Source organism: Psychrobacter sp. Ps4, from assembly GCF_022129285.1.
GTDB classification, from domain to species: domain Bacteria; phylum Pseudomonadota; class Gammaproteobacteria; order Pseudomonadales; family Moraxellaceae; genus Psychrobacter; species Psychrobacter immobilis_A.
In genome coordinates this window covers 14,705-32,576 of sequence record NZ_JADQAK010000001.1, presented here as the reverse complement: position 1 = coordinate 32,576, position 17,872 = coordinate 14,705, and the positions used below count along the sequence as shown (strand labels likewise).

The 17,872-nt window shown below is 43.7% G+C and carries 13 protein-coding genes and 1 tRNA gene; 6 read left to right on the top strand and 8 right to left on the bottom strand.

What is annotated here, in order from left to right; translation table 11 throughout:
- Positions 1-368: 368 nt before the first annotated feature.
- The 6 genes from I3252_RS00110 to I3252_RS00085 all read left to right on the top strand — a co-directional run bounded on the left by I3252_RS00110 (position 369) and on the right by I3252_RS00085 (position 7,763).
- Positions 369-1,547, top strand: a complete 1,179-nt coding sequence (locus tag I3252_RS00110; protein ID WP_201555084.1) for a fatty acid desaturase — start codon at positions 369-371, stop codon at positions 1,545-1,547.
- 323 nt (positions 1,548-1,870) lie between these two features.
- The gene (locus tag I3252_RS00105; RefSeq protein ID WP_238033825.1) at positions 1,871-3,337 is read left to right on the top strand and encodes a protein adenylyltransferase SelO family protein; all 1,467 of its coding nucleotides are present in this window, start codon (positions 1,871-1,873) and stop codon (positions 3,335-3,337) included.
- Between the two features lie 359 nt (positions 3,338-3,696).
- Complete coding sequence (locus I3252_RS00100; protein ID WP_060491229.1) at positions 3,697-6,018, top strand: NADP-dependent malic enzyme; 2,322 nt, start codon at positions 3,697-3,699, stop codon at positions 6,016-6,018.
- 206 nt (positions 6,019-6,224) lie between these two features.
- Positions 6,225-7,412, top strand: coding sequence for a tRNA nucleotidyltransferase (locus tag I3252_RS00095; RefSeq protein ID WP_201554007.1), 1,188 nt, complete (start codon positions 6,225-6,227; stop codon positions 7,410-7,412).
- Between the two features lie 14 nt (positions 7,413-7,426).
- Complete coding sequence (locus I3252_RS00090; protein WP_227694131.1) at positions 7,427-7,591, top strand: SDR family oxidoreductase; 165 nt, start codon at positions 7,427-7,429, stop codon at positions 7,589-7,591.
- Positions 7,592-7,686: 95 nt separating this feature from the next.
- Positions 7,687-7,763 (top strand) — tRNA-Ile (locus I3252_RS00085).
- 242 nt (positions 7,764-8,005) lie between these two features.
- On the opposite strand, the gene I3252_RS00080 is transcribed toward I3252_RS00085, so the two are convergent.
- The 8 genes from I3252_RS00080 to I3252_RS00045 form a co-directional block, all read right to left on the bottom strand.
- Positions 8,006-9,688, bottom strand: a complete 1,683-nt coding sequence (locus I3252_RS00080; RefSeq protein ID WP_045446305.1) for an NAD-dependent malic enzyme — start codon at positions 9,686-9,688, stop codon at positions 8,006-8,008.
- A gap of 465 nt (positions 9,689-10,153) precedes the next feature.
- Positions 10,154-10,861, bottom strand: coding sequence for an ABC transporter ATP-binding protein (locus tag I3252_RS00075; protein WP_238033824.1), 708 nt, complete (start codon positions 10,859-10,861; stop codon positions 10,154-10,156).
- Positions 10,862-10,901: 40 nt separating this feature from the next.
- Positions 10,902-12,176 carry an FtsX-like permease family protein gene (locus I3252_RS00070; protein ID WP_238033822.1) on the bottom strand — a complete coding sequence of 425 codons (1,275 nt, stop codon included), beginning with the start codon at positions 12,174-12,176 and terminating at the stop codon, positions 10,902-10,904.
- On the bottom strand, positions 12,173-13,414 hold the full coding sequence (locus I3252_RS00065) for an efflux RND transporter periplasmic adaptor subunit (RefSeq protein WP_238033815.1): 1,242 nt from the start codon (positions 13,412-13,414) through the stop codon (positions 12,173-12,175). Before I3252_RS00065 ends, I3252_RS00070 begins: the two co-directional genes overlap by 4 nt.
- Positions 13,415-13,747: 333 nt before the next feature.
- Positions 13,748-14,590, bottom strand: coding sequence for an ABC transporter ATP-binding protein (locus tag I3252_RS00060; RefSeq protein WP_179799700.1), 843 nt, complete (start codon positions 14,588-14,590; stop codon positions 13,748-13,750).
- Positions 14,591-14,605: 15 nt separating this feature from the next.
- Positions 14,606-15,592: an iron ABC transporter permease gene (locus I3252_RS00055; RefSeq protein WP_238033813.1), complete on the bottom strand. Its 987-nt coding sequence runs from the start codon at positions 15,590-15,592 to the stop codon at positions 14,606-14,608.
- Positions 15,593-15,639: 47 nt separating this feature from the next.
- On the bottom strand, positions 15,640-16,497 hold the full coding sequence (locus I3252_RS00050; RefSeq protein WP_238033811.1) for an ABC transporter substrate-binding protein: 858 nt from the start codon (positions 16,495-16,497) through the stop codon (positions 15,640-15,642).
- 150 nt (positions 16,498-16,647) lie between these two features.
- Entirely contained in the window at positions 16,648-17,781 is a 1,134-nt protein-coding gene (locus I3252_RS00045) for a ChuX/HutX family heme-like substrate-binding protein (protein WP_238033803.1), read from the bottom strand.
- Positions 17,782-17,872 lie beyond the last annotated feature (91 nt).

Sequence of the window (17,872 nt, the reverse complement as noted above, 5' to 3'; positions counted from 1 at the left end):
GTCATCCATTATTTTCGTTAATACATTCCATAATCAATACAAGTTATTGTTATTTAGCAATATTTTTACAGTGTATAACTGTTCACTTTATTGATTTTTTAAGGTATCATATAGGCTTAAATTAATACCGCTAGGGATATTATATGATTGCAAAAAAAGCACTTGGCTTACCGCTTAAAGGCTTACGTTTCGCTATCAAATCTGGTGATACGCTTATCAAAGCCGCCAGCACTCAAGCCACACGTTTTAAGACACGTTTTGACGAGAGTAAAACTGCAAGCTCGCTTAATGAGCAGCCTGTTGCCAAACGCAACTACGCCCATGCTGCGGGAGAGCAAGATGTCTCTACTAAAGAAGACAGCATTGATATGCGCGAGTTTGAGTTTACCAAAGCGCCGATCAACTGGATTCCAGCGACTATTCTAGTAGCCACACCTATTGCTGCTGCGATCATTACACCATGGTATTTGTTTACTCATGATGTTAGCGCGCCAGTTTGGGGCGTATTTGGTGCCTTTATGGTATGGACAGGCATTAGTATTACCGCTGGTTATCATCGCCTGCTATCGCATCGTGCTTATAAAGCGCATCCAATCGTCAAAAACTTTTTATTGCTAGGTTCTACCTTTGCCGTACAAGGTTCAGCGTTTGATTGGGTTTCTGGTCACCGTACGCATCATCGTCATGTCGATGACCGCTTAGAAGACCCGTACTCAGCAAAGCGTGGCTTTTTCTTTAGTCATATGGGCTGGATGCTACGCAATTATCCTAGCGGTAAATTTGACTATAAAAATATCCCTGACCTAACCAAAGATAGAACCTTACAGATTCAGCATAAATATTATGGTCTCTGGGTTGCGGCATTGAACATCGGTGCAGTCGCTGCGATCGGTTGGTTATTGGGTGATGTTTGGGGTACTTTGGTCATCGTAGGCTTACTACGTCTGGTACTGACGCATCACTTTACCTTCTTTATTAATTCGCTATGTCATATGTTTGGCACGCGTCCTTATACGGATACCAATACTGCCCGTGATAACTTCTTCTTAGCTATCTTTACGTGGGGTGAGGGTTACCATAACTACCATCACTTCTTCCAATACGACTATCGTAACGGGGTAAAATGGTGGCAGTATGATCCTACTAAATGGTTGATTGCTGGCCTATCGAAGCTGGGCTTAACCAGTGAGCTACGTACCGTTGATGACACCACTATCAAGCATGCAGAAGTACAAATGCAATTTAAAGCGGCACAGCAGCAGATTGATACGGCAGCAGTGGGCGGTCTTGATCTTCCTCATGCCATGAAAAGCTTCCAAGACCGTATTAAGTTTGAATATGATGCCTTTATGCAGACTGTTGAAGAATGGCAAGCACTCAAAGCCAAAACGATTGAGCTGAAAAAAACAGAATATGCCGATCGCTTGCATGAAATGGAAGATGAGCTAAAGCACGACTATGCCAAAATTGAACAAAAAATTCTTGAGCATAATAGCAATTTGAAAACTGCGTTTCGCTCTATCGGCATCAGTAAAAAAGCGGCATAATCGCTGATTATTAAACTGTATTTTATTATCTTTGTGATGAACGATAATTGTAAAGCTTCTCCTTCCCTCTATCTGTTACAGATAGAGGGATTTTTTTGCTCATCCTTTATAGATCGTGTCGAACATTGTTTTATAGAAATCAAAAGGACAAGTGGAAGCAATATCTTTGTTTGATAGGCTAAATGCATTCAATAGTACTCATGGTTTTTGGGTGCGCTATTACAAGAGATGGACAGAGTGAAACGATGTAATATCAAGGCTATGCTATAGTGTTTTTATCACCCCTACACTTTACTTACACTTCAAAAGCAGGAACGGCTTGTATGCGCTATCAAAATACCTATATCAATCTAGACACACGCCTTTATCATGAGCAACCGCCGACGCCGCTGGACAATCCACGTGCTGGACACTTCAACATGCACTTTGCGCAGCAGTTAGGCTGGACAGATGATGAAGATCTGATGACACATTGGGTAGAGATACTCAGTGGTCAATACGTGCCAGCGGATTTTAAGCCATTGGCCATGGTTTATGCGGGTCACCAGTTTGGACAATGGGCAGGTCAATTGGGTGATGGGCGCGGCTTACTGATGGCACAAGTGCTCGATAAAAATAATCAATTGCAAGACTTGCACCTTAAGGGCATTGGTCTGACGCCTTACTCGCGGATGGGTGATGGGCGTGCTGTCTTGCGCAGCACTATTCGCGAGTATTTATGTGGTCATGCCCTTACACAATTAGGTGTTCCTTCCTCTAATGCTTTGGGATTTGTTGTCTCCGATACGAGGGTGCGCCGTGAGCGCATGGAAGCAGGTGCGGCATTGATGCGCGTGGCTGATAGTCATATTCGCTTAGGTCATATCGAGTGGATCGCCAGTTTTGCCCCTGACTTACTTGCTGAATTTACCGATTATATGATTGATACTTATTATCCAGAGTGCCGTGATAGTGACGCTCCCATACTGACATTTTTAACCACGGTGGTTGAGCGAACCGCACGAATGATTGCTGACTGGCAACTGATTGGCTTTGCGCATGGCGTGATGAATACTGACAACCTCTCTATCACTGGTAGCACCTTAGACTTTGGTCCATTTGGTTTTATGGAGCGTTTTAATCCTGCTTGGATCAACAACCACTCTGATCATACTGGTCGCTACGCTTATCAGAATCAACCTGCTATTGGTCACTGGAATCTCAATGCTTGGCTGCCACATTTTATGCGCTTAGAGGGCGTAACGCGTGAGGCGTTAGCGGACTGTCTAGCGCCTTATGAGGCTACCTTTATGCAGCATTATCAGCAAGGATTGTGCCGTAGGCTTGGGCTGCCGCATGCAAAAGAGAGTCTAACCTTGGCTTTCGAATGGCTAACCTTGTTAGAAGACAACTTGCTGGACTATACCAATAGCTTCCGTGCGCTACTCGGTTTGGTCGCGCCGAATGAGCACCATTATGAAGAGCACCTATTGTCAATCATGACGAATGAGCTTAGCGATGATGCCCAGCAAGTCTGGCAAGATTGGTCGACTCGTTATATGGCTCAAATACAGCAGCTGCCACTTGAGCAAGTTATCGATGATATGCAGCACAATAATCCTGTTTATGTACTGCGTAATAGTATGGCGCAGCGTGCCATTACGGCAGCAGAACAAGGACAGTTCGAAGAAGTGAGTCGAGTATTCGATTTACTGGCTAACCCTTATCAGGTACAAGCAATCGCTACCCTTCTCGACACGATGCCGCCTACCCCACATGCGCCGCAAATGCCGATTAGTTGCTCGTCTTAATGATATGTTATTAAACTGCTATTCTGTAATATTTTGAAACATTATGAGATTAAGGTTGATATTTAACCCTATTTTTTGGCATTATTAATTGGCTAAATAATGAATATCATTTTACTATATTATTCTCGCCGTTCACGGCAGCTGACTAGGCAGTGAATTGGCAATAGTGCTAGAATAACTATTCCACTAGATTACTTTTTTGGCTCAATGCTTAATCGCTAATCCTGACACTTTGAATTATTAACTGTTTAGCGTCACGTTGCCCTTAGAGGATTATTATTCCATGATTTTTTGAGGGTAAAACGTTATTTTTATCTCCATTTACTTTATTCCAATTTATTCTAACCATGGCAATTATTATGAATGACGATACCACTTTGAATACGGATAACCTTAGTACAGAAAAAGAGCAGTTTGAACAAGCTGCCTTACATTATCATGAGTTCCCACGTCCAGGCAAAATCTCTGTCACCCCTATTAAGCAGTTGGCAAACCAACGTGACTTAGCACTTGCCTATTCACCAGGTGTGGCAGTTCCTTGTCTTGAGATTCAAAGAGATCCGACGTTAGCGGCTAAATATACCGCCCGTAGCAACTTGGTTGGTGTTATCACCAACGGTACTGCGGTACTGGGTCTAGGTAATATCGGGCCATTGGCATCGAAGCCTGTGATGGAAGGTAAAGGGGTTCTATTCAAAAAATTCGCAGGTATCGACGTTTTTGATATTGAAATTGCACAAAATGATCCAGACAAATTCATCGAAGCCGTTGCCTCTCTTGAGCCTACTTTCGGTGGTATCAATCTAGAAGACATCAAAGCACCAGAATGTTTCAAAATTGAGCGTGAATTACGTAAGCGTATGAACATTCCAGTCTTTCATGATGACCAACATGGTACGTCAATCATTGTTGCAGCAGCAATGCTCAACGCGCTATTGATTACTGGCAAAAAAATCGAAGAGATCAAAATCGTCTGTTCAGGTGCTGGTGCCGCCGCCATTTCTTGTTTAGATATTATTTGCGCACTTGGTGTAAACAAAAACAATATCTTCGTTTCAGATTCACGCGGTATCATTACGACTATCCGTGAAAATCTTGACGAAACCAAACAGCGCTATGCGCGTGAGACGACTGCGACCACTATCGACGAAGTGATGGATGATGTCGATATGTTCCTTGGTCTATCGATGCCTGGTACGTTATCTGAAGATATGGTTCGCCGTATGGCAAAAGACCCTATCGTCTTTGCCCTTGCCAACCCAACACCTGAGATCATGCCAGAATTGGCGCACGCCGTACGTCCAGATGTCATCATGGCAACGGGTCGCTCAGACTATCCAAACCAAGTAAACAACGCTTTATGCTTCCCTTACATCTTCCGCGGCGCATTAGATGTTGGTGCCACGACTGTTAACGAAGAGATGAAAGTCGCTTGTGTAAGAGCTATCGCTGCGATGGCACACGTTGAAGCAACGCCAACCACCAGCGCTAGAAACATTGAAAAAATGCAAAGTTTCGGTCGTGATTACCTGATTCCAGGACCTTTAGAGCCAAACCTAATCATCGAGATCGCGTCTGCGGTCGCTCAAGCTGCGATGGACTCAGGCGTTGCAACCTTACCTATCGCTGATATGCAAGCTTATCGTCAGCGTCTGTCTGAGTTTGTCTATAACTCTGCATTCGTGATGAAACCAATCTTTGCTCGCGCTAAAGCCGATCCAAAACGTATCGTTTACTGTGAAGGTGAAGACAATAATATCTTACTTGCTGTGCAAGTGGTCGTTGATGAAAAGCTAGCCCAACCTATTTTAATTGGTCGTCCTTCAGTCATCGAAGCCAATATCGAAAAACTAGGGTTACGTCTAAAAGATGGTGTGAACATCTCTATCGTCAATATCGATGACGATCCTCGTTATAAAGACTACTGGCAGGGTTACTACGAGAAGAACAAACGTCTTGGTGTAAGTATTGAACTTGCTCGCCGTGATGTTCGTCGTAAGACCACATTGATCGGCTCACTATTGGTCGAAAATGGCGCTGCAGATGGCATGGTATGTGGTACGTTTAGCCATTATCAGTTGCACTTAAAATATGTACAAAGCGTTATTGGCAAAAAAGAAGGTGTGAACGACTTCTATGCTATGAATGCAGTACTCATGCAAGATCGTAATATTTTCATCGCTGATACTTATATCCACGAAGATCCAACGGCTGAACAATTGGCTGAAATGACTGTCTTGGCAGTTGATCAATTACGTCGCTTTGGTATTACACCACGTGTCGCACTAGTTTCTCATTCTAACTTTGGCGCTTCAAATCGCACCAGTGCTGTCAAGATGCGCAAGGTATATGAACTGCTGACAGATATGAATGTAGACTTTGAATTTGACGGCGAGATGCAAGGTGACGCCGCGCTGAACGAACACATTCGTTTAAACAACATGCCATCAAGTCCGTTAAAAGGTGCTGCAAATCTGCTCATCTTACCAACACTTGACGCCTCAAATATTGCCTTTAATTTACTCAAGACAGCAACTGGTAGCGCCTCTATTGGTCCTATTTTATTAGGTACTAGCAAACCGGTACATATTCTCACACCATCAGCAACTGCACGTGGTATCGTCAATATGACTGCTCTTTCCGTTACTGAAGCTCAAGATTTGGCGAGCGAAAATCAGTAATTCATCCTGCGCTACCTAGTAGTATGTGTTATCAAGATGGTCTCTATTATTCATTTATAGAGACCGTCTGCTATACTAAAACCAGTCAATGCTATTAAATAGCGTTGGCTGGTTTTTTTGCTTGTTATACATTAGCTAAGACGCAACGTAGCCTTATTCAATATCAGTCATCACTTGCTCAATAAAAATAAAAAATAGAGGCATTCATGCAAATTTACCTTGTCGGCGGCGCGGTACGCGATCAACTGTTAGCACGTCCTATTAAAGATAAAGATTTTGTCGTCGTTGGTGCAACTGTTGCAGAAATGCTTGATGCAGGGTTCCAACAAGTGGGTGCAGATTTCCCTGTATTTTTGCATCCTAATAGCCATGAAGAATACGCACTGGCACGCACTGAACGCAAAGAAGGCTTGGGGTATAAAGGCTTTAGCGTACATGCCAGTCCTGATGTCAGCTTAAAAGAGGATCTACAACGTCGAGACTTGACGATTAATGCCATGGCGATAGAAGTCACTAGCTTAACTGATGATACGCCAATCAACGGTGACGTCATTGACTATTATGGTGGCATGGCTGATATAGAAAGCAAAACCTTGCGTCATGTATCAGGTGCATTTAGCGAAGACCCTCTACGAGTGCTTCGAACCGCTCGCTTCTATAGCCGTTATTATGATCTAGGTTTTGTCATTGCTGATGAAACTTTGATTTTGATGCGCCAATTGGTTGACTCTGGAGAGCTTGCGCATTTAAGTGCAGAGCGCATTTGGCAGGAATCTAGCCGTGCAACGATGCAGCTATCGCCGCAGGTATACTGGCAACAACTGTTTGAGATTGGTGCGCTCACAGAATATTTTGCTCCACTACATCAAGCTTGGGCTAATACTCAGATACGTGAAACGGTACAGACTGCGCTATATTTCGCAGGGCAAATGAAATTGAACTTGTCACAACGTTGGACGCTATTAATGAGTAGCCTTAATTCATTTTTATTTACCTCAGAACATACAAATGAAAACGTGAATAAAGCAGTCAATATAAAAGGTATCAATGATATAGGCAACGCCGCTAAGGTACCAAAGGCACACACTCAATTTTCGACTCTCTTCGCTCAGCAAGCCACAAAGCTAAGCACAATAAACCATTTAAGCGCGGCTGACAAAATTGACCTCATACAAACTTGCGGCGCTCATAAAGAGCCTGATAAGTTATCGCAGCTATTAGTGACCAGCCACGTGTTGCAATTGGCAATACAGCACCGTCAGATGATGCTAGCGCTGAATAGCTTTCATGCCATTAGTATGCAGGATATTGACTCAGCGCTAACAGGCCCTGCGATTGGTGCGGCATTACGACAAGCCAGAATTGAGCACTTGCAAGTACGAAACCAATGTTAAGAAAATTTAAAAAGATGCAGCAACGCGATATCATTGACTCAATTCCTATGCAGCGTATAGGTCGACCTGACGAGATTGCCCATCATGTGTTGTACCTAATACAGGCCAATTATATTACTGCTGAGATTATTACTGTTGATGGTGGTCGCAGCCTGACATTGGCTGATGGTCATATTTGATAGAAAAGTAGAGCATCATAAAAAATATCTTGATTACTATCTATCTTTTACTTGAAAAATTAAAAAATTCAGGTATCATTGTCCGTCTAGCGTTAGGGCCCATAGCTCAGTTGGTTAGAGCAGAGGACTCATAATCCTTTGGTCGTAGGTTCAAGTCCTACTGGGCCCACCATATTTAAACCCTTATAAGCATTGGCTTGTAAGGGTTTTTTATTGTCTAGAATTTAATAGAAAACAATCATTGAACTGTGCTGAAGAATCGGTAAAAGTAAACTTGGTAAACTAATGGATTGGATAGCAGTAAAAAAGGTTGCCAATACTATATGTAATATAGCGTTAGCAACCTTTTTTCATTTAGTTTTTTACTTAGATAATGTGCCTAATATTAGAATTTGTTATATCTAATTTCTAACATTAGAAAGAAGTACGGCGATAATTACGATATTCAGGTAACCAAAAATTCGCTTTTAATCGACGTTGTAAATTCTCCGCTGTGATAGGTAGTGCTAGCTTATCTTGAGCCGCTTGCAATGCCACTGCATACGCTATTTTTTCACTGATCTCTCTGATCACCTTAATAGGCGGTAGGATGGCACCAGGGGCTTTTTCGTATTCCATTGATATATCTGCAAGGGCTTGGCTTGCCGCCATGAGCATATTATCGCTGATACCCGTGGCCCGTGCTGCTAAAACACCCAGACCAATCCCGGGGAAAATATAGCTGTTATTACACTGAGAAACCTCGAAAGACTGACCTTCAAAAGTGGTATGAGGGAAAGGGCTACCTGTTGCAACAATTGCCTTACCCTTGCTCCAATTAGTCACTTCTTGCGGTGTCGCTTCCACACGAGACGTGGGGTTTGAAAGTGGTAATACAATAGGATGCTCAGTATTAACACACAAGGATTCGATCACCTCTTGGGTGAACAGACCTTTTTGTCCACTGACACCAAACAATACGGTTATTTTTGCTTGTTTAACCACTTGCGCTAAACCGAGTTTCTTACTTTTATCCCAGCTTTCAATAGCGGATTCTTTTTGTACTAACGGTTCTTGGAATTTTTGTAGCTCCGTCATGTTATCAGTAAGCAGGCCATAGCGGTCAACCATAAATACTTGGCTGCGAGCCTGCGCCTCCGTTAACCCTTCACGCTGCATTTGGCGAATGATATGTTCAGCAATACCGCAACCAGCAGACCCTGCGCCTAAAAATGCTATTTTTTGTTGGCTAAGCTTCTGACCTTTATTTAAGCACGCGGCAATCAAGGTACCGACTGAAACCGCAGCAGTACCCTGAATGTCATCATTGAAGCAGCATAATTGGTCACGATATTTATTCAATAATGGTGTCGCATTCTCTTGGGCAAAATCTTCAAATTGTAATAATGCCTCTGGCCAACGACGTTTAACGGCTTGAATGAATAAGTCGACAAACTCATTGTACTCGTCACCAGAAATGCGTGGGTTTCTCCAACCCATGTACATAGGGTCATCAAGTAGCTGTTGATTATTGGTACCAACATCCAATAAGATCGGTAAGCAGTACGCAGGGCTAATACCACCACAAGCGGTATACAAAGCCAATTTACCAATGGGAATTCCCATACCACCAATACCTTGATCCCCTAGACCTAATATACGTTCGCCGTCAGTGACAACGATTACCTTCACGTTTTGCTTGGTGGCATTTTGCAGCATGTCATCAATTTTATGGCGCTCAGGATATGAGATAAACAAACCCCGTTTACGGCGATAAATTTGCGAGAATTTTTCACATGCTTGACCCACAGTTGGGGTATAAATGAGCGGCATGACTTCCTCAATGTGCTGCTCAATTAGATGGTGAAATAAAGTTTCATTGGTATCTTGGATGTTACGCAAGTAAATATGCTTATCCATATCATTAGTGAATGAGCGCAGTTGATGATAAGCGCGTAGTGATTGCTCTTCAATTGTCTCAATGTTATGAGGTAATAGCCCAGTTAAATTAAAGCTATCACGCTCTTCTGATGAAAAAGCACTGCCTTTATTTAGTAAAGGAGTCTCTAAAAGAGCGGGGCCTGCAACGGGAATATATAAAGGACGCTTGTTTGACATAATGTAATCTTCTTATTAAAGGCATATGAGTGAAAGCCATACTGAGTGAAAGCTATGCTAGTGCTGCATTATACATAGCATCTACTGGTATTTAACAATAGATAACAAAATCATTTTGAATGAGCATGGCTCTAAAGGTGATGACACGAATACATTGACCTAGAAATATAGATATATTTAGCTTTTACCTTAAATTTTTATAAAAAAGGGTTTTTTATTATTGGGTGTTTTCTATGAGATTTCATACAATCAAAGCCGCTACCTTTATTGATGTCACTATAGTCGATTCAATTTAAAAGTAGTACAAGGCAACCGAGTGTAGATGTATATTAAATACTTCAAGCGAGGCTAACGCTGTAATGCTTTTATAGTGGAATGACTATATTGACGGCGGTATTTATAGGAATTCTTGTTAAGCAGATAAGTAATCCGCCAATATGACTTTTATTATCACTACGATATTTTTCAATTATTCAACGTATCACTATCAATACGACCATCAACCAAATTAATCGTTCGATCACAAGATGCTGACAAACGTGGATCATGGGTAACCAACAATACCGCGCAATCACGTTCCTGATTGACTTTTCGGAACAGCTCAAACACTTCTCCAGCCGTCACGGTATCCAGATTACCTGTAGGTTCATCAGCCAATAGCAATGCCGGTTCAGTTATCAAGGCTCGTGCGATTGCCACACGCTGTTGCTGGCCACCTGAGAGCTCATTAGGTTTACTATCAGCGAACTGCTCCAGACCAACAGCTGCTAGTAGCTCTCGCGCTTTTTGAATAGCAAGCTTATCCGGACGACCCTGCGTCAACGTTAGAGGCATTAAGATATTATCTAAGGCGCTAAACGCTTGAATCAGATGATGAAACTGAAAGACAAAGCCAATACTACTGCCACGTAAAGCAGTGCGACCGGCATCATTCATAGCACTGGTCGCTTGACCCAATAGATACAACTCACCGCTGGTTGGCTGATCTAGTAACCCTAGTACATTTAGCAAAGTGCTTTTACCTGAACCAGAAGGACCAATCAGGGCGGCAAAGTCGTTAGTGCTGATGGTTAAGTCAATACCGTGCAGTACCTCAATCTCATTAGGTTGACCGATGTTATAAGACTTTTTTAGTGCCTCTAAACGCAGAACTTCGTGAGATTGACTGGACATAGGAGTTGACGTCTTATTAAAAGTAACACTGGAATCATGATTAGACATAACGAATAGCCACCACTGGATCAAGTGCTGCTGCGCGCCGCGCTGGAATAGCAGCTGCTATCACACCAGTTAGCGTGGCTAATGACATAGTCACTAAGATCAGGTTTATCGATATGGGAATGGTAAATATATCGGGCCCAAAAGTATTAAAAGACCAGACCAATACATAGCTGACACCACTACCGACAATCGAGCCTAGCAAGCCAAATATAGCCCCTTGAATTAAGAATATTCGCAGAATCTGCTGACGAGTTGCACCCATGGCTCGTAAGATACCAATCTCGCGCGTACGCTGAACCACACTGACCGACAGCACACTGGCAATACCAAAAGCCACCGAGATCGCCACAAAAACAACAATCATATTGCTAGATAAACTTTGAGCCGTGAGACCACTCAGCAGTTGGGCGTTGGTTTCAATCCAGCTTTCTGCTTGCAGTGAGGTCAAACGACCCACTTGTGCAGCGATTTCCTCCGCCTCAAAGATATCTTCAACCGTCAAATCAATGACTGTGATACCGCCCGGCAAGCCAAGTAATGACTGTGCTTGTTTTAGGTCTAGATAGACGTAGCGCGCATCAAGCTCTCGTACGCCGAGCTCAAATATACCAGCGATATTGACTACAGCACTGTTGTTATTAAGGTTGCTACTAATGTTGTTACTCAGATTATTGCTGCTACTGCTGTCTTGACCCGTATCTAAACGTAATTTGCTGCCGACTTCTACACCCAAATCTTTAGCCAGTTCGCTACCAATCAATACATTATCTGCGCCCACTCGCAGCTCACCACTGATTAAGTATTCATCAAGTGGGATTATATTCTGATAGCGCGCCAAGTCAGTACCTACTAGTATTACCGACTCTAATGCCTCACCACGCCGGACGAACCCAGGCCCAGACACGTTTGGCGATACGGCAGTTAACAAGGGCAGTTGATCTAGCGTATCAGTGATTTGCTGCCAATTATTAATAGAACGTAGCCGCTGTGGACGCTTGTCTTCTTGTATCAGTTGCAGCGTATCATCAGCAGATGGCGCTATTAGGTTGACTTCGTCTGGCGCTACTAAGCGAATATGTGCCTGACTGCCGAGGGTGCTTTCAATAAGGTTGGTCTGTAATCCTTGAATGAGTGCGGTGATAAATATAATAACGGCAACACCTATCGCTACTCCCAGAGTAATCATCAACGACTGTATGCGTCCCTCGCGCAAAAAACTGATGGCAATAGTGGCATCAATCCATAGTCTACCGAAAAAAGCCGTCAATTGACTGTCTCCGCTGCTTGGCTCTTATCACTTATAGTCTTCATCTTGTCAGCATCAGGAGAGGTAAAAGGTGCTGCTTGAAGCGCGGTTCTCACTCTTTTTCCATCAGCCAGTGAGACTGTTGCATCAACCAATATCTCATCACCTGCGCTCAGTCCTGAGAGCACCTCTGATGCTGATAGACCGCGTAACCCTAATTTCACTACTTGACGTTGTGTTTTACCATCACGCAATAATAATACTTCGGCGCTGTCTTCTTTAACATTGGCTAGTGCATCATTAGGAATGACTAAGGCTTTTGCGCGTTGATCCGTTTCGATATTCACTGATACCGTCATATCTTGACGCAAAAAATCAGGTACAGGATCGACGGATAATCTCACCTCTACCGTACCGCGTTGCGGATCTATACTTGGTGCAATGAAACTAATACGTACGGGGAACGGTTTATCCGGATAGGCATCAGCAATAGCAACAGCCGGTTGCTGCAAAGCCAACCGAGATAAATTACGTTCATCAAGCGGTACTCGTATTTCAGTCTTACCATCGAGGGCAATAGTAAACAAGCTCTGACCTGGCTGTACCAAATCGCCTACCTCGACATTACGGGTCAGAATAGTGCCTGATACTTTGCTACGTACTTGCGCTTTGTTGAGCTGAGCCTCCAATGCGGCGATACGAGCACGTAATAAATCTTCTTCAACACCACCAGAGGAGAGTGCATTCGCTCTCAGGCGTGCATTTTCAAGGTTATTGCGTGCTTGAGCTTGGGCTTGAATCGCCTGCTCCATTTCCTCATCAGAGATGGCCGAGATAGCAGCCAATTCGCGCCTACGCTCGACATTACGGTCAGCTTGCGCCAACGCTACTTCGGCATTGGTCAAGTCCACCACTGCTTGTGGACGAGTGCTACTAATCAATTCCGCCAGCTCGGCTTCTGCTTGTCGCACTTGGGCTGCAACGTCATCGGAGCTTAGTACTAATAATAAATCTCCTGCAGCGACTTGTTCGCCTTCTGCTACTCGTCGCTCTAATACAACACCTGATATCTCGCTACCAATGTCAGTATTCGATACGGCAACGACCCGTCCAGTCGCTACGACCGTCTGCACCAAAGGCATCGAAGATATTCTATAGCTTGGTAATAGTGGTCCTTGCCACCAGCGAAAGGCAAAAAAGCCCGCAACAATGATGAGCAGTAGTGCGCTAACAATCAGTTTATAAGGAATAGCGCGCAATGAGTTTCTCCCGTTCAGAACAAATACCTAGTGGTTTACAGTTTCTACTAAATCCGATCGTTATGCGAGTTTACTGCAACATTTTTTAGGTTTAAAATTATTTATTAACTGAAAATCATCCTGTTGGTATGGTTATATTTTGCATGGTTATATTAAGAGCATTTGCTTCGCTACAATAGTTAAGATGCAAAAAAAACCCTTCTTGCTATTATTCATATAGCATGAAGGGTTTTTTATTGCCGAATAAATCCGTGCGATATCTACAGATTAAAAAGCCAAGTTGATCATCAAATGCCTATCTTAAAGTCAAAATAATGGCTCAAGTGCTCAGAATCATATAAACACCAAACCATCTTCAGTTTGATGCACCTTAATATCAACATCATAAACATCGCTTAATTGCGAGCGTGTCATCACTTCACTAGGCGTTCCTTGTGCAACAACTTGTCCACCGCTTAATAGCACCACTTCATCAGTATAGCGATGCGCATGGGTCAAATCATGCAACACAACCAAGATACTTTTGCGTTGCTGTCGTACCAAATTATGCAAATAATGAAGTAAAAAACGCTGATGGCGAATATCAAGATGATTGGTCGGCTCATCAAACATCATGATTTTAGTGTCTTGCATTAGCGCCCTTACGATAGCCAAGCGCTGCTTTTCACCGCCTGATAAGGTTTGCACACGGGCACTGACCAAACTTGATAACTCAAAATCTTGTAACAAACGTTGCGCGCGCTCAACATGATGGCTATTTGGGCGCTTATACCATGCAAGATTTGGCGAGACCCCTAACAGCGCATAATCCAATACCGTTAACGGCAGCTCAAAACGCTCATGTTGTCCAACCCAAGCGATATGACCATCATTCATGACTTCGTTGATCGGCTGACCGTAAATCGTAATGTGACCATCCGTTTTAAGCGCGGTTCCTGTGTGTTGACCTAAAACCGTATGCAGCAACGTACTTTTACCCGCGCCATTTGGTCCGATAAAGGCGACCAGCTTTTGGCTTGGCACGGTTAGCTTGTCTATTCTTAACAATGTTTTATGACCGTGCGAGATATGAATATCTTGCATCGACAACAGCTCGCCTTCATCACTACTATTTATACGACTGTCTCGACTCGCTAATGATGTCTTTGATATAGCCGTAAAAAATGAATGAAACATAAACACTCTCTCCAATTAGCGGCGGCTACTACGCACAAACAGCCAAATAAAGAATGGACCGCCAAGCAACGCTAAAACGATGCCAACGGGCACATCCACTGGATAAGCAACATACCGCGCCGCGCCATCAATGACGAGTAATAATATCGCCCCAAGCCAGCCAGACCAAATCATGAGACGCATACGTCCGCCGCCAAACAGAATAGCCAGCAGGTTTGGTACCATCATGCCAATAAAACCAATGACGCCTGCTAAAGACACCGCTGCCCCTGTTAATAATGCCGAGGCAATCACGACCAAACAACGAACCACACCCACTTTGATACCCAAAGATTTAGCAGCGGCTTCACCAAGCATCAGTCCATCCAACTGACGACCTAACGGTAATAAAATCGCTAAGCCTAAAACCATAGAAATAATCGAATATCTCAGCGGTACAAAGCCCGCTTCCGCCATACTACCTGACAGCCAATTGGTAGCGGAGCGCAGCACCATGTCATCAGACATGAATAAAATCAGGCTGACGACAGCGGCACAAAAAGCACTAATGACAAATCCCAATATCAGCAAGCCCATCTGCCCACCGCCCAAAAACCGATGACAAGCGAGAATAAACAAGCATACCAATACGCTTCCAGTAAACGCAGCAAGCGGTATCCCAATGCCCCCAAACCCCAATGCCAAAACCAAAACAACACCAAGCGCCGCGCCACCTGACGTACCGATTAGGCTTGGGTCAGCTAAAGGATTCTCAAATAAAGCTTGTAATGCTGCACCACTAACCGACAACGCCATCCCAACCAGTAATGCCGTCACCACACGCGGATAACGCAGCTGCCAGATGGTGTCATCAAGATGATTGGGACTTGACCATTCGCCAAAGCCAATACCAAGCGCCAACCAAATTAGTAGCACAGATATGACAGCGGCAGCAATATAGTAGATGCTAGGTCTATGTTTTCCAGTTTGTGTAGGAATAGAAGCAGAAATCGTATTTGCCATGTCAGATGTCGTTTTTTTGAATATGAGATAAAGTATTTTTGCTTAGGCTATTTTGCTACAGCGTTCAGCTTTTTTAAGACGTCAGGCGAATGCAAGCCATAGCGCAGAAAATCATCTGCTGGCCAAAAATGTACGCCGCCCTTCTTGCCTGCGGCACTTGCTGCAATCTCTGGACGTTTACTAAATTTACTGACCCCGCCAACCACTGCCTGATTATGATCGGCAATAATAATCACATCGGGCTTGGCGGCCAGCCAGCCTTCACGTGACATAGGCTTTAAACCCGATACGTTTGCGGCATTAATTCCACCAGCTCGGCGAATCAACTCATTCCCTACCGTGCCTTTGCCTGCAACGATACGACCATCGTAACTTAATAAATAGCGCTTACCAGTTTTTGCCATTGGACTCATCCCTGTATTCCAACGCTTCGCAAGCTGCGACCCTTCAGCTTTTTTATCAACGTAACTGCCGATAGATTTAATACTGTTGGCAAAGGTGCTTACCTCTTCTTTAGGCGCGACATTAACGGCTTTAACTTTTAAGCCGTTTAAGCGCTGATAAATACTCGCAGGCTGCACCATATAACTACCGAGGACCAAATCTGGCTTGACCGCCAACACTGACTCGGCAGTGATATTACGATGCATACCCACGGCTGGTACATTCTTTAACGCTGGATTATGATTGGTCGCATCTTTACCAACCAATTTATCGGTCGCTCCTAGTGCCACCACGACGTCTGCAACATCGGGGCTCATCGCGACAATACGATCATAAGCTTGGGCAGAAAGTGAGGGCACGGCAAATGCGCCAATAATGGCCGCAGTGCTGATAGCACGACTCATCAATTTTTTATTTATCACTGCATGAGTTATTAGTGATTTTGATAATGCAGAAGACATAAGCATTCCTAATTTGCTAACGTAAAAAATGACACTATTAACAGAACCATTAACGTGTACTAAGCATCCCAAATAACTCACACAACAGCTATGACTTATCCGTTATGTGAGTGTCAATATCGCAAAATTTGCTGATTTTTTATGACGGGTTTACACGCTCTCTTCTTCAGCCATAACCACTGGTGCTAAGGCTTCTGCATATGGATGCGCTTCGATGACCGTCGAGACAATTTGCTGCCATGCTTCAAGCTCAGGCGTGCCTTCAATACGCTGACCAAACACACTAAAGATACTGACGCCGTGATCATCAAAACCTTCGATACAAGTCACGATACCGTCTTTGGTTGGACGCTTAACGCTCCATACTTGCGCCAATGCTGTGTCTTTTAAATGCAACGTAAAGTCATTATGGTCTTTGTCTAAAATATTAAACCAATCCCCTATGCGCTTGAGAGTCTGTACGGTGCCTGTCTGAATCTGCACGAGTCCGCTATTACCAACAAATATCATGATTGGGCATTTGGCATCACGCGCTTGCGCAAATACCGCTTCGACAGCGCTAATATCAAGCTGCTGCGTCATCTGCTCTGGTGCTTGACGGTAGCTGCTAGCACGATCGATACCGAGACTTTTTAATAATGAGTGAAATTGATGCACGTCTGTCATTGACTGCCAGCCTTGTTGTAACTGCGCGCGCTCCTCTTCACTTAATGCCTTGTAACGCCAGTCATTTAGCGGCTCTTGTGCTTCTAATGTCAGCGTCTCCTTATTTACCGTTTGCAGCTGCTCCTGAATCATCGCTTGCCAACGGCTGATATTCTCATCACTCAACTCTCGTAGATACACTTTGTCGATAGCAGCACCTTGGGCGTTATAGAACTGAATACTATAAGAGGGCTTATCCGCGCGGCTGGTATCCGTTACCGCCAGCATATGCTGCCATTGCCACATAAAGAATCGCAAATCCAGACCACCCACATTGAGTGCCAATCCCATCTTTTCGCCAAGCTTAAGATTGTGATATGGCGCTGTTTTTTCATGCACGGCTAGCTCGTTTCTAACAATACTTTCCATTTCACCAAAGTTCTCAAATTGCTTTAATACAGTTTTGCACTGATCACCAATATACTGGCTATAAGGCGAGGCTAACATCAGTTCAAACTCGCTGATACCTAATGCAGCCGCGCCTTCTGTGGGAAATAGCATCGGCGTTTTTGCTTTTAATGCTTGGTACTGTTGCCACAGCTCAGTATTTTTTTGGGTTAACGATAACGGTTGACTCATGATGGTCTCCATAAAATGAATAGCAGTAAAAAAGCCAATGATCTTGGCTATATAGTATTGGGATATGAATATCTTTAGAAAATAGCAGCGA

Coding starts and splice junctions, on each gene's coding strand:
- I3252_RS00075 (WP_238033824.1), bottom strand. CDS start 10,861: ATGTCCAGTCAATCTCACGAAGTTCTGCGTTTAGAGGCACTAAAAAAG.
- I3252_RS00050 (WP_238033811.1), bottom strand. CDS start 16,497: ATGTCTTCTGCATTATCAAAATCACTAATAACTCATGCAGTGATAAAT.
- I3252_RS00100 (WP_060491229.1), top strand. CDS start 3,697: ATGAATGACGATACCACTTTGAATACGGATAACCTTAGTACAGAAAAA.
- I3252_RS00105 (WP_238033825.1), top strand. CDS start 1,871: ATGCGCTATCAAAATACCTATATCAATCTAGACACACGCCTTTATCAT.
- I3252_RS00090 (WP_227694131.1), top strand. CDS start 7,427: ATGCAGCAACGCGATATCATTGACTCAATTCCTATGCAGCGTATAGGT.
- I3252_RS00110 (WP_201555084.1), top strand. CDS start 369: ATGCGCGAGTTTGAGTTTACCAAAGCGCCGATCAACTGGATTCCAGCG.
- I3252_RS00060 (WP_179799700.1), bottom strand. CDS start 14,590: ATGTTTCATTCATTTTTTACGGCTATATCAAAGACATCATTAGCGAGT.
- I3252_RS00095 (WP_201554007.1), top strand. CDS start 6,225: ATGCAAATTTACCTTGTCGGCGGCGCGGTACGCGATCAACTGTTAGCA.
- I3252_RS00055 (WP_238033813.1), bottom strand. CDS start 15,592: ATGGCAAATACGATTTCTGCTTCTATTCCTACACAAACTGGAAAACAT.
- I3252_RS00080 (WP_045446305.1), bottom strand. CDS start 9,688: ATGTCAAACAAGCGTCCTTTATATATTCCCGTTGCAGGCCCCGCTCTT.
- I3252_RS00045 (WP_238033803.1), bottom strand. CDS start 17,781: ATGAGTCAACCGTTATCGTTAACCCAAAAAAATACTGAGCTGTGGCAA.